Below are 15,353 nucleotides of genomic sequence, written 5' to 3' on the forward strand. Positions count from 1 at the left end.
TGTGGCCGGGCTGAACCCGGCTTGCTGGGCCGGTTGTTTCCCGCTAATTTGCGGCCGATGACCTTGCGGAAAAAGATTTGGGGCTATCGGAAATTTTGGGGCGTTCCGGTTGCCCTGATCGTTCTTGTCATCGTTTTGCGCGACATTCACCTGCCGAGGGTTTGGGAGACGGTGAAAGGGCTCAAGCCCGAATATCTGCTTTTGGTTCTGGGGTTCGAATTAATGATTCCGGTTTTTCGCGCGGCCCGCTGGCGGGCCATCATTGCGGCCCACCAGCCTGTGAAATTTCAGCGGGTATTTTCGATTTACACAATAGGCGTTCTCGCTAATTTTCTTTTACCCCTTCTGGCTGGGGTGGCCATCCGGCTCTGGCTTTTGGCCCGCCGGGTCAGGGTGCCGAAAACCTTTGCCTTTTCGACGATGCTTCTGGAGGTTTTGTTTGACGCCTTTTCGCTGATTATCTTTATGTACGCCGTCTCCTTCATTTTCCGTTTTCCTGAGTCGTTCGTGCGCATTGAATCCATCGTATTCGGCGCGGTGGTTCTTTTCTTCTCCCTGTTTTATCTTTCCTTGTTGCACAGGAGGTGGTTTTTCGGCCTGCCGGAGAAGCTCGCGGCCCGGTTGCCGGGAAAGATGCGGTCGAAACTGGGGCGCTTGTTCTCCTCTTTCACGGCCGGGTTGTCGAGCCTGCGGAGCGTGCGGCATTTTGGGTTGGTGGTGTTTTTTTCGCTCGCATCCTGGACCTGTCAGGCGGGTGTCATTTACTGTCTCAATTTTGCCTTCGGCTACGCGCTGCCCCCACATGCGGCGGTTTTGGTGATGATCATCAACACGGTGGCGGTTATGATTCCAATCACGCCGGGGAACGTCGGGATTTTTCAACTGGCAACCCTTTTTTCGTTGGGCTTGTTCGGAATCTCCAAAGAGGAGGCGCTTTCCTTTGGCATCGTTCTGCATTTTTTTGATATCTTGCCCGCTGTGCTTTTTGGCGGTTATTTTATGGTTCGCGAACATGTGACCGTTCAGGAATTGGAGAAACAAGCGCCCAAAGAAGCCGTATTTTAAAAGAAAGGGGAACAACAATTGGTTAATACCGTTGGAGAAGAGAAAATGACCGTTGGAATGCCGAACTTCGTGAATCTGGTACAACCCGGTTTTTTTGCGCCGGCATTTGATTTGGAAAATGTGCAGGGTGGTCGGTTCAAATTGATTTATGAAATCAAAAAAGGGCCGGTCGTTCTTTATTTCTACGGCGGTGGCTGGTCGGCACCTTGTGTATACACGTTGAAGAGAGCCCAGCGGATCCTTCCGGAGTTCGAAAAAAGGAAAGGACAATTCGCGGCCGTGTCTCCCGAATCGAAGACGCTGACCAAGCGTCTTGCCGAGCGGGTGGGATTGACGTTTCCACTTTTAGTGGATGCCGATTTGGCGACTGTCCGACGGTACGGGCTTTTAAACTCCAGAAGCGAGCGCCCGGCGCCTTATCCAACATTTTTGGTTGTTGACCGAGAAGGGGTTATTCGTTTCAAACAGGTGGTGCTGGAGGAGAAGGATCGTCCCGATTTGGACATTCTCTTAAATGAGCTGGAAAGATATGGCGAGTTTTAACATTCCCTCGCGAACTGCAACTGTCGGCCATTATGGAAAAGGGTTCACATTGTGACTGAAATATCCTTCCAGAGACTTCCCGCCACCACCCGGCTTTTCGCCGATTTTCTTTACAATTTCAAGAAGGTAGAACCCTTTCTGGGGCGGGATTTTCGGGATGGGAAAAGTTTTTCCGCCGTAGCGGAACAGGTGCTCGCTGGCCGTTACAACCGAAAAGAGGCGGCCGCCGTCCTGACAGAGCAGAACCGGACATTTGGCGGCGGTCCAAATACTTTTGCTAACTTAAAGCGGTTTGAAAAGTCGGACTCGCTGGCGGTGTTTGGCGGTCAGCAGGGGGGGCTTTTCGGGGGGCCGATTTTCACGCTCTACAAGGCCTGGACGGTTCTGTATCTGGCGGAAAAGCTGGAGCGGGAGCTGGGGCGACCGGTCGTTCCATTTTTCTGGATGGCGGGGGATGACCACGATTTTGCCGAAGTGAACTGCACTTGTGTTGTGGATAATACCAACCGGTTGGTCAAACTTGAATATGCACCCCCGAATCCGCCCCAAGGGTTGCCAATGGGGCGGGTGCGGTTTGACGAATCGATAGGTTTAACCTTGAACGCGTGGGGTGACGCCTTTAACCCTACCGATTTCAAGAAAGATACTTTTGATAAGCTGTCAACCGCCTACCGTGCCGGCCGGAGCTTTCCAGAAGCGTTCGCTTTTTGGATGAACCAACTTTTGGGAGATTCAGGACTGATCTGGGTGAACCCTAACGATTCCCGGTTGAAGGAGCTGGCGGCGGATTTTTTTGCAACTGAACTTGGGTTGGACGGAACCTCACAGGCCAAAGTGGCAGCTGTAAATAAACAATTGCAGGCCTCCAATTACCACGTTCAGGTGCATAAGACGGAGGAACTCTTGAACCTGTTTTATCAGCCCGAAAAACGCGAAACCGTCCGCAAGTTCAATGAGGGCTTCGTCACAGAATCCGGCCGGCGCTTTTCAGCCGCAGAATTGCAGGAAAAAATCCATCGCTTGCCCGGAGATTTTTCCCCCAATGTTTTGCTCCGACCTGTGCTGCAGAGCCATCTTTTTCCGGTCGTCGCCGCGGTTTTGGGGCCTTCCGAGGTGGCTTATTTCGCTCAGATTGGGCAGCTTTTTGATTTACACAAGCTGCCATTTCCTGTTCTTTGGCCGAGGAAGAGCGTGACTTTGCTGGAAAGCAAAGTCACGAATGTGTTGAAGAAGCACAGTCTCTCTGTTTTAGATTTTGCTGACGATGCAGAAGTACTATTGGGCCGTTTGGTTCGGGGAAATGAAGGGAAGGTGCTTGAAGCGGTTTCCGCGGCGGTTCGCCAGACAGTCCGGGAAGCGGTGGAACGGCTGAAAGCCGACCTTGTCGGCATCGACCGGACGCTCGAAAAAACCGTGGAACAAGTCAAAGCAAAATTTGACTTAGAGATTCAAAATCTGGAGAAAAAAGGGATCGCGGCGGCCAAGAAGAAGAATGAAGTGTTGCGGGAGCAAATCTACCGTACCAAGGAGCTTTTGTTCCCTGAAGGAGTATTGCAGGAGCGGGTGGTCAACGCCACGTATTTTCTGGTCAAATACGGGTTTGACATTTTGCCAAAGATTAAAAGCCAGGTCAATTTTGAGAATTTTGACCATCAGGTGGTGACCTTGTGAAAATCGGAATCGTCTGCTATCCCGTGCCGGGCGGCTCCGGCGCCGTGGCCAGCGAGCTTGGAATCGGGTTGGCCGGGCGGGGGCACGAAGTCCACTTTTTGAGCTATGCTCGCCCTTTCCGTCTTGCCCGCTATTATGAGAACCTATTCTATCATGAGGTCGAAGTCACCAACTACCCGCTTTTCCAGCATCCACCTTATACCTTAACGCTGGCGGCTAAAATCGCCTCCGTGGCTGAAAAATGGAAACTGGATATCGTGCATGCTCACTATGCCATCCCACACGCTACCTCCGCTTTCTTGGCCAAGCAGATTTTGGGTACGGCCCTGCCCAAAGTTATCACCACCCTGCACGGCACGGACATAACCCTGGTGGGATTGAATCCCTCCTTTTTCGATGTCACCCGGTTTTCGATTATGTCCTCGGACGGCATCACCGCCATTTCCAACTTTTTGGCCCGCAAAACCAAGGAGCAGTTCGTCATTACCAAGCCTATTGAGGTGATTCCCAATTTTGTGGACATAAACCGTTTCAGCCCAACTAATCCAACTTGCAAGCGCGAACATTTTGCATCTCCCAATGAAAAAATAGTCATTCATATTTCCAATTTCCGGCCGGTCAAACGGATTCCGGACGTAGTGGAGGTTTTTCGCCGCATTCAGGCCAAAGTGCCGTCCCGCTTGCTGCTCATCGGGGACGGGCCGGAAGCCGCCCGGGCTCAGCAGATGGTCGAGCAGTACAAGCTCGAAAAGCGGGTAGATTTTTTGGGGCAGCAGGAATACGTGGAGAATCTTTTGTGCCTCGGTGATTTATTCCTCTTGCCCAGCGAGCAGGAGGGGTTCGGACTGGCGGCCTTGGAGGCGATGGCCTCCGGAGTTCCGGTCCTTGCCACGCGGGTCGGCGGTCTACCGGAAGTTGTTATTCCGGGGGAATCCGGCTTCTTGTTTGAAGTGGGAGATGTGGAGGGGATGGCGGCCAAGGCCATTGAAATTCTAAACGACGGCCAGGGAGAAGGTTTGAAAACGAAAGCACGGCAGGTCGCCGTGGAGCGGTTTGACTGGGAGAAAATACTGCCGCGCTACGAGGCCTATTACGAAAGGATTTTGCAGCAATGAAAGCAACCAAGAAAACACCGAGCGGAAAGGGAAAAATGGCGAAGAAGCTGGACGTTTTGGTTTTGGCGGCCCACCGTGACGACATCGAAATAACCTGCGGCGGGACGGTCATCAAGCTGGTGGATATGGGATACAAAGTCGGCATTGTTGATTTTACCCAAGGAGAAATGGGGACCAAGGGAACCGAAATCGACCGGGCAAAGGAAGCGGAGGCGGCCGCCAAGGTGATGGGGATTGCCGCCCGGGAAAATTTGAAAATGCCGGACGCCGGTTTGGAGATGACCCGCGAAAACGTTTTACGAGTGGCGGAAGTCATCCGCCGCTTCAAGCCGCACCTTTTGATACTGCCGTACTGGGAACAACGCCATCCCGACCATGCGATGTGCCCCCGGCTTTCTTGGGACGCCGCCTTTTTGGCCGGGTTGAAGAAGGCCAACCTACCCGGAGAACATCATCGGCCGTACAAAATCATTTACTCCACTTCCTTTCACGACGTCCGCCATTCCTTCATCGTGGACATTACCGATCAGTTCAAACGGAAGAAAGAGGCGGTGGCTTGTTACAGGTCGCAATTCGACGAAACGCCGGAATCGAAAGACATTTTTCCTCCCGCCCGTAATATCTTCGAGTTTATGGAAGTGCAGAACCGGGCTTTGGGATACCGAATCGGAAAGCCGTACGGGGAGGCGTTCTACACCAAGGAAATCGCCGAAGTGGCCGACCCGATGAAGCTCACAGTCAAATCGATTTAGCGCCGGATCCAAACACTTTCCGGCGCTTCCAACCGGGTTTCTAAAGCCATTTCAAAAAGCTATATTCCCATTGGAAGCGGATGGGATCTGGTGGTCCTCGCGGACTTCAAATCCGCTGGTGCAGGCCAAGCCGGCGCGGTGGGTTCGATTCCCACCCCTTCCGCCAAATTTATGACCAAACTTTCGGTTTTACCCAGCATCGAAAAACTCGCCGAACGCTCTGAAATTGTTCCGTTTATTGAAGCGTTGTCCCGCCCGCTCGTAGTGGAGACGGTTCGAAACGTTGTGGCGGATTTCCGTGAAAGGGTTCGGACTGGGAGCAGTTTCGAAGAATCGGAACTCATAGAAGCGATAATTCAGCGGCTTAAGGAGAAGGAACGGCGGTTTCTCATCCGGCTAATCAATGGCACAGGCGTTATTTTGCACACCAATCTGGGGCGGGCGCCGCTTTCAAAACATTCATTGGAAAAAGCGGGTGAGCTTTTGTCGGGTTATGTAAACTTGGAATATGACTTGAAAACCGGCGAACGGGGCGGGCGGGGAGCGTTCGTTGAGGAACTCTTCCGCTTAATTTCAGGCGCAGGAGCGGTTTTGGTGGTAAACAACAATGCTGCCGCGCTGTATCTGGCGCTTTCGGTTTTGGCCAAAGGCAGGGAAGTGGTGATTTCCCGCGGGGAACTGGTGCAAATCGGCGGGGGGTTCAAAATTCCGGAAATACTGGAGATGTCCGGCGCCGTTTTGAGAGAAGTCGGAACCACGAACCGAACGGTGTTTGCCGATTACGAGAAAGCCATCAACGACAAAACCGCCTTGATATTGAAAGTTCACACTTCAAATTTCAAACAGGTCGGCTTTGTGGAATCAGTTTCGGCCGCGGAACTGGCGGCTTTGGCCCGTTCAAGGGGAGTTTTGCTGGTTGAGGATTTGGGCTCCGGCGCTTTTGTTCCGACCGAACGGTTTGGGCTTCCGCGCGAGCCGTTGGTTTCTTCCGCCATTGAGGGGGATTGCGACTTGGTAACTTTTTCCGGCGACAAGCTTTTGGCCGGCCCGCAGGCCGGAATCGCCGTCGGCAAGAAAGAGGTTGTGGAACGGCTGAAGAAATCTCCCCTCTTTCGGGCCCTGCGCGCGGACAAACTATATCTTTTGCTTTTAGGAGAAGCATTAAAGTATTGCTTGAATCAAAAGGAAACCGGCGAACTCCCGGCTTATCGGCTGCTCTCAATGCCATTTGAGCAACTGAAAGCGCGGGCCGAGAAAATTGCAAAGCCGTTTCAAAAGCAGGGAATGGCGGTGGTCATGACTGACAGCCAGGCAGGCGGAGGGGCCTTGCCGGAGGAGCTGTTGCCCTCGTGGGGTTTAGCTTTGCCTGAAATATACCCGGCCAATGTCTGGGAAGAAAAACTACGCTTGGCCAGTCCGCCAGTGATTGGAAAGATTGTCAAAGACCGCTTTATTGTCGACCTTCGAGCGGTCTTTCCCGAAGAGGACGAAGTTTTGGTTTCTGTCCTAAAAACCTTACTCTAATGTTCGTCATTGGCACCGCCGGGCATGTGGACCACGGCAAATCGACTTTGGTGACGGCTCTTTCCGGCATCGACCCGGACCGGCTGCCGGAAGAAAAGGCCCGCGGAATGACCATCGATTTGGGATTTGCCTGGATGGCGCTGCCGGACGGCAGCGAAGTCGGCATCGTGGACGTCCCCGGCCACGAGCGTTTCGTCAAGAACATGATTGCCGGCGTGGGGGGTATTGATGCCGTTTTGTTCGTGGTGGCTGCCGATGACGGTTGGATGCCCCAGTCGCAGGAGCATCTGGAAATTCTGGAGCTTTTAGGGGTATCTGCAGGAATCATTGTCCTGACAAAAACCGACATCGCTTCCGCTGATTGGGTGGAAATGGTGGAACAGGATTTACGCGCCAAACTGTCGGGAACTTTTCTGGCTGAAGCCCCAATTATCCGAGCGGTTGCGTCGCAAGGCGTTGGGATTCCGGAATTGAAAGCCGAAATCGCCACACTCTTACGCTCAATTTCCGCCCGGCAGGACAAAGGCCGGCCGAGGCTTTTTATAGACCGAGTTTTTACACTCACCGGAAAAGGGACGGTTGTTACCGGCACCCTCACCGGGGGAAGTTTCAAAAAAGGGGAGAAAGTGGAGGTTCTTCCTTTCCGTAAACCGTTGCGCATCCGCTCCCTGCAGACCCATAAAAAAGAGGTTGAAGCGGGTGCTCCAGGAAGCCGGCTGGCTTTGAATTTGGCGGACGTGGAAAAAGTGGAACTTACTCGTGGCAACGTTTTGGTTCGCCCGGGGGACGGCGTTCTCACCACGCGGCTGGCCGCACGGGTGAAAATTCTGTCCTCCCCACACTTCGGGCTGAAGGATAACCAGCAATATCTTTTCATTTTGGGGACGCAGGAAGTTTTGGGGTACGTATCGCTTTTTGACAAAAAGGAGCTTGCGCCCGGTGTTGAAGATTGGGCGGCTTTTCGATTCAAGGCAGGAGTCTGCACCTCCTATTTGGACCGCTTTATTGTCCGTCTCCCTTCTCCGGGAATAACCCTCGGGGGGGGAAGGGTGTATGACCCCGTTTTTTCGGCCCCAGCCAAAAAAGAATCGACATCGCAACTGGAAACGTTACTGGCCGAAACGCCGGAGGTCTGGATCGGCTATCAACTGGGAAAACATTTTTGTTTGTCTACAGATGACATGTTGAAACCAGCGCTTTTCAGTTCGCATGAATTGAATTCGGCTTTGGAACAGTTACAAGTACAAGGGAAATCAGAAAATTTAGCTGAGCGGTGGGTTCGAAGCGACCGGATTGAAGCGATAGTCACCCTTCTTAAAAAAGCAATATCCGAGTACCAAAGAAAATTCCCCAGCCGCCCGGGTCTGCAGATGGCCGAGGCGGGGAAATTGTTGGGCCTTTCCGAAGAAGAGGGATTTTTGGTCTGCGATTATGTGGTTTCCAATGAGGGATACAAAAAGAAGGGGCCGTTCATTGCAGAAGCTGGGTTTGAGCCGGCACTGACCGATTTGCAAAAAAAGGTTGCCGAGAGGCTGTTGGAACAGTTGCGGTTCGATAAACAAAATCAGGCGGTCAACGGCGGGACCTCGCAAACGGACGAGGAAAAAGAGGTGCTGCATTATCTGGTTTATTCCGGTCAGATTGTGGATGTAGCCGCCGATTTTCTCCTTCCCAAGTCGGATTTTGACAAACTGGTCGAAGAGGTCAAAAAACTGATTCAAAGTGAAGGGAAAGCCACCGCGGCGCGGGTTCGGGATGCGTTGAGTTCCTCTCGCAAACTGGTCATTCCGTTATTGGAAAAGCTGGATGCGCTCGGCATAACCCGCCGAATGGGGGATGAAAGGGTTCTGGCGGAATGAGCAGCATCTTTCTAAATGGGACCATTTATACGCTTGACAGCAAAACGCCCCGCATTGAGGCGCTGATGGTGGAAGATGGAAAAATTGTTTTTGCCGGGACTTCCCGGGAGGCCAAAAAACTAAAGCGGCGCGGCGACCGGGTTTTTGATCTCAAAGGCCGGACCGTTCTTCCCGGCTTGGTGGACAGCCACGTCCACTTTGTGTACTGGGCGGAAACCCGCTCCCGGCTGGATTTGGAAAATGCCCGCTCGACGGCAGAGGTTCAAAAAAAAGTGTCTACCTTTGCCAAACGGCTTGCCGAAAAGGAGTGGCTGTTTGGAAGCAATTTTAACAAGAACCTTTGGCCTGCGGGTGAATTGCCGGACAAGAAAATTCTGGACGCTGTATGTCCGACTCGGCCTATTGTGCTTGCCAGCAAGGATGTCCACACCCTTTGGCTCAATTCGGTGGCCCTTTCAGCCGTAGGAATTGGTTCGTCAAATCCAGACCCACCGGGGGGAAAAATTGTCCGCTACCCCGGAACGGGCGAGCCGACCGGCTATCTTTTGGAAACGGCCTGCCGAATCGTAAACGAATATCTCGAAAAAAACCAAAAGAAACCGGATATGGAAAAAGTTGTGCTTGCCGGTCAAAAAGAGGCCTGGAAACAAGGGGTAACCGGCATTCACGCCTTGCCCGATCCCGGGTTTGAAAAGTCGTTTGCCCTTCTGGAGCGGTTGACCCGTGAGGAGAAACTTCGACTGCGCATATTAATGTATATCCCGGAAAAACGGCTGGACTGGGCAATTGAACTTGGTCTCCAGTCCGGTTTCGGCAACGACTTTTTCAAAGTCGGCGGCGTGAAAATCTTTGTGGACGGCGCCTTAGGTTCTCAAACTGCTTTAATGTTTGAGCCGTATGAGGGTACTTCCAGCACAGGAATCGAGGTGTCGTCGCTGTTTCATCTGGAAAGTCAATTGACCAAGGCGGCGAAAGCCAATCTGGCCTGCGCCGTTCACGCTATCGGGGACAAGGCGGTGTTTTACGCGCTGGAGGCCTTTGGCAAGGCGCTTCCATTGCACGACGGCCGTTTGAAGCAGCGAATCGAACATGTTCAACTCATCCGAAACGAAGACGTGCCCAAATTCAGGAAGTACAAAGTGACGGCTTCGATGCAGCCGAGCCACGCCCCGTCTGATCGGTATATTGCCGACCAGCATTGGGGTAGCCGCTGCCGGAGCGCTTACCCTTGGCGCTCCCTTTTGAAGGCCGGCGCTTTGGTTGCATTCGGCTCGGATGCCCCGGTTGAGCCTTTGGAACCGCTGGCTGGAATCTACTCCGCAGTTTGCCGAAAAAAACCGGTAGAAAAGGAGAGTTGGTATCCTTCCCAGTCCGTTACGGTTGGCGATGCGTTTAGGGCCTACACCGTTAACCCTGCCATTCTTTCGGAAGATGGGCAGAAGCGGGGAACATTGACGCCCGGAAAGCTGGCCGATTTCATACTCCTTTCAGAAGATCCCTTTAAAATGTTGCCCGAACGGTTGTCTTCCTTGGAAGTTTTGGCCACCGTCATCGAAGGAGAGGTCGTGTACACTCAAAAGAGTGGCGGGCTGGGGCGGAATTGACAAAGCCGAAGGGGGGTGTTAGCTTAAAATCGTGAGCGCTATCCGCAAGTTCCCTTCTTTTCTGTTTCTGTTCGCCTTCCTGGCCGCCGCCGCTCTGCCGGTTTTGGCCCAAAAACGCACCGTTTATGTTTTAACCATTGAAACCGCCATCACCCCCATCACGGTCAAGCAGATTCAGCGAGCCGTGGAAAAGTCGGTTGAAGAAGGCGCAGAAGCGCTCGTTATCCAGTTAAACACCCCCGGCGGGCTGGTGGCTTCCACTTGGAAAATCAATTCCACGCTTTTGAATGCCGACGTTCCTATTGTTGTCTATGTTGCTCCCTCCGGCGCGCGGGCGGCTTCGGCCGGGATGTTCATCATCTACGCCGCCCACATTGCGGCAATGGCTTCCGGCACCAGCATCGGGGCCGCCCATCCGGTAGAAGGGGGTGGGGGAAAGATGGACTCCACGATGTCTGAAAAAGTGACCAACGATGCCGTGGCCAACGTACGCTCGGCGGCCGTCAAACGCGGCCGCAATGCCGACTGGGCCGAACAAGCTGTGCGCAAGTCGGTCTCAATTCCCGAGTATGAAGCACTCAAAATCAACGTTATTGATGTCGTGGCCGATAATCTTTCCCAGCTTTTGGAAAAAATTGACGGGCGTAAAGTTCAGCTACCTTTGGGTGAACGCGTGTTGAAAACCAAAGGGGCTGAAATCATACACATCAAGTCCAATGTATTCGATCGGATTTTGGAAGTGATCGTGGATCCCACCATCGCCTACATTTTAATGACTATCGGGCTTTTGGGGTTGTACTTTGAGTTTTCCAACCCGGGCGCCATTTTGCCGGGGGTTATCGGCGGAATTTCCCTCATTCTGGCTTTCTTTGCCTTTCAAGCCCTGCCCATCAACTATGCCGGGGTTTTGCTCATCCTTCTGGCGATGATATTGTTCATCTTGGAAGTGAAATTTCCAAGCCACGGGATATTGACCATCGGCGGGGTGGTCGCGATGTTTTTGGGCTCGATAATGCTCATCAATTCCACCGCGCCGTATATGAAGATTTCGTTATCGGTAATTATCTCCACCGTAGGTGCCACGGCGGCTTTTTTCCTTTTTGCCGTTGGTGCCGGCTTGCGGGCGCAACGCCTTCAGGCCACCACCGGCATGGAAGGGATGGTCGGTCTGGTGGCGGTTGCCACGGAGCCGTTGGCGCCGGAGGGATTGGTCAAGGTGGCCGGCGAAATCTGGAAAGCCCGTTTGGTGCAAACCGCTGGAGAAGCAACCACGGAAAAGGTGAATCCGAACGAAAAAGTGAAAGTGGTCGGGGTGGAAAATTTAACCCTTTTGGTATCCAAGGAAAAATAATCATAGGATTGAGAAATCACTTGAGGAGGGAAGATGCTGCCGATAAACGTTAGCGCGCTCACCGTTATTCTGATTGGCCTTTTCATTCTGGCCAACGCCATCCGCATTCTGCGGGAATACGAACGGGGAATCATTTTCCGGTTGGGGCGATTGATTGGCGCCAAGGGGCCGGGGATTATTTTTCTGATTCCCATCATCGATAAAATGGTCAAAGTTTCCCTGCGGACAGTGACAATGGATGTTCCCTCGCAAGACGTCATCACCCGCGACAACGTTTCGGTGAAGGTAAACGCGGTCATCTATTTTCGGGTGATTGACCCCTCCCGGGCCATCGTGCAGGTAGAGGATTTTCTTTACGCCACCTCCCAGATTTCGCAGACGACCCTTCGTTCCGTGCTCGGCCAGGTGGAACTGGACGATTTATTGGCCAACCGCGAAAAAATCAATCAGGAACTGACCAAAATCATCGATGCCCAGACCGAACCGTGGGGGATTAAAGTTTCCGTAGTCGAGGTCAAAAACGTCGATTTGCCGCAGGAAATGCAGCGGGCTTTGGCCCGGCAGGCCGAGGCGGAGCGGGAGCGCAGGGCCAAAGTGATTCACGCCGAAGGGGAGCTGCAGGCCTCCACGAAGCTGGCGGAAGCGGCGGCCATTATCGGAAGGGAGCCATCGGCCATCACCCTTCGATTCCTGTCCACGCTGGTGGAAATTGGGGCGGACAAAAACTCCACGATAGTCTTTCCGCTGCCCATCGATTTGTTGACGCCGTTTCTAAAGCACGCCATCGAGAAGAAATAATCGGATGGTTTGAAGTTTCCGGGAGGTTAAAGTTTCGCTTTAACCTCCTTTCGTTTTTTTCTTTTAATTCCGGTTGACAAGGCCGGTCGAAATAATACATTTGGGGGATTATGAAAAAACAAAACGAGGTTTTGGAGGCGGAAAAAATAATCCGAGGCGTTGCGAATTCCAAGGGAGAAGGAAAAATGACGGCCGCAGAGTTTTTGAAGGAGTTGGACAAACAGGAAGTAAAATACGTCCGGCTCTGGTTTACGGATATTCTGGGACAGTTGAAGGGAATGGATATGACCCGCCGGGAAATGGAAGGAGTCCTGGAGCGGGGTCAGGGGTTTGACGGCTCCTCTATTGAGGGGTTTGTCCGCATCGAAGAATCGGATTTGATTGCCCGCCCCGATTTGTCCACCTTCCGGGTCATTCCGTGGCCGGTGGGAGGCGTCAAGGTCGGAATGCTCTTTTGCGACATTTTCAACCCGGACGGAAGCCCGCACGAAGCCGACCCGCGCTACATTCTGCGCCGCACGCTGGATAAAATCAAAAAGCTCGGTTACACCTATTACTGCGGCCCGGAAATTGAATACTTCTATTTGAAATCTGCCAAAGAGCCGGAGGTTTTGGACCGGGAAGGGTATTTCAGCTACGGCACCATCGACATCGGCACTCATCTTAGAAAAAAGACCGCCACGGCTTTGGAGGCCATGGGTATTCCGGTTGAATGCACCCATCACGAAGTGGCCCCCAGCCAGCACGAAATTGATTTGCGCTATCAGGATGCCTTAACGATGGCCGACCAAGCAATGATTTACCGCTTGGTGGTCAAGGAACTCGCCGCACAGGAAGGGGTTTATGCCACCTTTATGCCCAAGCCGATTTTCGGTGAAAACGGCAGCGGCATGCACTGCCATCAGTCCTTGTTTAAAGGGAAAACCAATCTATTCTTTGATGCCAAAGATAAATACCACTTATCCGCTTTTGCAAAAAGCTACATCGCGGGTTTGTTGACGCACATCCGGGAAATCACCCTGATTTTGTGCCAGTGGGTTAATTCCTACAAGCGGCTGGTGGTCGGTTATGAGGCACCCGTCTACATTTCCTGGGGCCGCCGCAACCGCTCCTCGCTTATCCGCGTTCCAATGTACCAACCGGGCAAGGAAAACGCCACGCGCGTCGAGCTTCGCTGTCCAGACCCGGCCTGCAATCCCTATCTGGCGTTTGCCGCCATGCTGGCGGCGGGGATGAAGGGTGTGGAGGGGAAATATTCGCTTCCCGAGCCGATTGAGGACGACATTTTTGAAATGGACGACAAGGAATTGAAACGCCGCAAAATCGGTGCGCTTCCCGGCTCGCTTATCGAGGCGATTGACCTGGCGGAAAAAAGCCCCCTGGTTCGCGAGGTTTTGGGAGACCACCTGCTTGACAACCTCATTGCCAACAAGAAAGTGGAATGGGATCGTTACCGGATGCACGTTTCCCGGTACGAAACCGAGAATTTTCTCCCCATTCTGTGAGCCGGTGTCTGGAATGAAAACGGGCGGCCTTTTCGGCCGCCCTTTTTATTTGGGGAAGTTTAACTTGCGCGGAGAGGGAAATTCCGTTTTTTTAGTTTTATGAGCGACCTGAATACCAAAAAGGCTTGGGAGCTTTTGCCTCTTTTGGAAGGGAAGGAAATTTCCGCCGTTGAGCTCGCCGAGTCATGTCTTTCCGAGATTGACCGCACCGGCAAAAAACTGAACAGCTTTATCACCATTCTGGCCGATTCGGCTCTGGAAAAAGCCCGGGAGGTGGACGCCAAAAGGTCGAAGGGCGAGCCCGTTGGAAAACTGGCCGGAGTTCCCGTGGCGGTCAAAGACATCTATTGCACCAAGGGGGTGCGCACCACCTGCGGGTCGAGGATTTTGGAAAATTTCGTCCCCCCCTACGACGCCACCGTCATTCGGAAACTGAAGGAGGCGGATGCGATAATCGTCGGCAAAACCAACATGGATGAGTTTGCGATGGGTTCTTCCACCGAACATTCCGCCTTTGGGCCAACCTTGAATCCGCTCAATCCATCCAAGGTGCCAGGGGGCTCTTCCGGCGGTTCGGCCGCAGCCGTGGCCGCGCATCAGACGATTCTTGCCTTGGGCACCGATACTGGCGGCTCGGTGCGCCAGCCCGCCTCGCTTTGCGGCATCGCCGGTTTCCGGCCCACCTATGGTGCCGTTTCCCGTTACGGACTAGTGGCTTTTGCTTCATCCCTCGACCAAATCAGCCCGTTCGCCAAGGATGCCCGGGACTTATGGTTGATTTCGGATGTAATCGCCGGTCACGACCGGAAGGATTCCACCTCCATTCCAGAACGGCTTTTCAATTATCCGTTTTCAGGCTCCAACGGAAAAGTCGAATTGCCCAAGAATACCCGATTTGGTGTTCCGAAGGAGTTCTGGGGGGAAGGTCTGGCACCGGAGGTGCGGGAAGCCGTTCGAGACGCCATCGACAAAGTTGCCAAGGCCGGTTACACCGTGGAAGAAGTTTCACTTCCTGCCATTTCAGCCGGCATTGCCGTTTACTACATCATCTGCACGGCAGAGGCTTCCTCCAATTTAGCCCGCTACGACGGGGTCAAGTACGGTCTGCGGGTCAACGGATATGCGGATTTGTTCGAGATGTACGCCAAAACGCGGGAGGCCGGGTTCGGCGCGGAAGTGAAACGCCGCATCATTCTCGGAACCTATGTGCTTTCGAGCGGATATTACGACGCTTACTATTTAAAAGCCCAAAAAGTGCGGGCCGTGATGAAAATGGAGTTCGCCGAAGTTTTCAAAAAAGTGGATTTCCTCCTGGGGCCGACTACCCCTTCTGTCGCTTTCGATGTAGGGGAGAAAACGGATGACCCGATGGAAATGTATCTGAACGACATCTACACCGTCCCGGTAAACTTGGCTGGTGTGCCGGCAGTGTCGATCCCCTGTGGAAAGAACAAAGACGGGCTTCCAATGGGGCTGCAAATTATCGGGCCGCAGAAAAAAGATGAGATGTTGCTCAAAGCCGCAATGACTTTTGAAAATCTCGGAATCACGATTTAGAAGGACAAA

General features: G+C 53.0%; 12 protein-coding genes and 1 tRNA gene. All 13 read left to right on the forward strand.

Annotated elements, in window-relative coordinates; genetic code table 11:
* Window positions 1-57 precede the first annotated feature (57 nt).
* The gene (locus tag VNL73_03935) at window positions 58-1,065 is read left to right on the forward strand and encodes a lysylphosphatidylglycerol synthase transmembrane domain-containing protein (GenBank protein HXF48564.1); all 1,008 of its coding nucleotides are present in this window, start codon (window positions 58-60) and stop codon (window positions 1,063-1,065) included.
* Between the two features lie 45 nt (window positions 1,066-1,110).
* Window positions 1,111-1,608, forward strand: coding sequence for a peroxiredoxin family protein (locus VNL73_03940; GenBank protein ID HXF48565.1), 498 nt, complete (start codon window positions 1,111-1,113; stop codon window positions 1,606-1,608).
* 51 nt (window positions 1,609-1,659) lie between these two features.
* A complete protein-coding gene (gene bshC / locus VNL73_03945) occupies window positions 1,660-3,279 on the forward strand; it encodes a bacillithiol biosynthesis cysteine-adding enzyme BshC (protein ID HXF48566.1) in 1,620 nt (539 codons plus the stop codon).
* On the forward strand, window positions 3,276-4,394 hold the full coding sequence (bshA, locus tag VNL73_03950; GenBank protein HXF48567.1) for an N-acetyl-alpha-D-glucosaminyl L-malate synthase BshA: 1,119 nt from the start codon (window positions 3,276-3,278) through the stop codon (window positions 4,392-4,394). Before bshC ends, bshA begins: the two co-directional genes overlap by 4 nt.
* A gap of 35 nt (window positions 4,395-4,429) precedes the next feature.
* Window positions 4,430-5,146, forward strand: a complete 717-nt coding sequence (gene bshB1, locus VNL73_03955) for a bacillithiol biosynthesis deacetylase BshB1 (protein HXF48568.1) — start codon at window positions 4,430-4,432, stop codon at window positions 5,144-5,146.
* A 72-nt stretch (window positions 5,147-5,218) separates the two neighbouring features.
* Window positions 5,219-5,312 (forward strand) — tRNA-Sec (locus tag VNL73_03960).
* A 5-nt stretch (window positions 5,313-5,317) separates the two neighbouring features.
* Complete coding sequence (selA, locus tag VNL73_03965; GenBank protein HXF48569.1) at window positions 5,318-6,670, forward strand: L-seryl-tRNA(Sec) selenium transferase; 1,353 nt, start codon at window positions 5,318-5,320, stop codon at window positions 6,668-6,670.
* Window positions 6,670-8,529, forward strand: a complete 1,860-nt coding sequence (selB, locus tag VNL73_03970) for a selenocysteine-specific translation elongation factor (protein ID HXF48570.1) — start codon at window positions 6,670-6,672, stop codon at window positions 8,527-8,529. The genes selA and selB overlap by 1 nt, the downstream gene beginning before the upstream one ends.
* Window positions 8,526-10,133: an amidohydrolase gene (locus tag VNL73_03975; GenBank protein ID HXF48571.1), complete on the forward strand. Its 1,608-nt coding sequence runs from the start codon at window positions 8,526-8,528 to the stop codon at window positions 10,131-10,133. The genes selB and VNL73_03975 overlap by 4 nt, the downstream gene beginning before the upstream one ends.
* Before the next feature lie 31 nt (window positions 10,134-10,164).
* Window positions 10,165-11,484, forward strand: coding sequence for a nodulation protein NfeD (locus tag VNL73_03980; protein HXF48572.1), 1,320 nt, complete (start codon window positions 10,165-10,167; stop codon window positions 11,482-11,484).
* Window positions 11,485-11,517: 33 nt separating this feature from the next.
* Window positions 11,518-12,282: a slipin family protein gene (locus VNL73_03985; protein HXF48573.1), complete on the forward strand. Its 765-nt coding sequence runs from the start codon at window positions 11,518-11,520 to the stop codon at window positions 12,280-12,282.
* 185 nt (window positions 12,283-12,467) lie between these two features.
* Window positions 12,468-13,787: a glutamine synthetase family protein gene (locus VNL73_03990; GenBank protein HXF48574.1), complete on the forward strand. Its 1,320-nt coding sequence runs from the start codon at window positions 12,468-12,470 to the stop codon at window positions 13,785-13,787.
* 99 nt (window positions 13,788-13,886) lie between these two features.
* Window positions 13,887-15,344, forward strand: a complete 1,458-nt coding sequence (gene gatA / locus VNL73_03995) for an Asp-tRNA(Asn)/Glu-tRNA(Gln) amidotransferase subunit GatA (protein ID HXF48575.1) — start codon at window positions 13,887-13,889, stop codon at window positions 15,342-15,344.
* The last annotated feature ends 9 nt before the right edge of the window (window positions 15,345-15,353 follow it).

The sequence above is a fragment of the Verrucomicrobiia bacterium genome (assembly GCA_035574275.1).
Taxonomy (GTDB): Bacteria; Zixibacteria; MSB-5A5; order DSPP01; family DSPP01; genus DSPP01.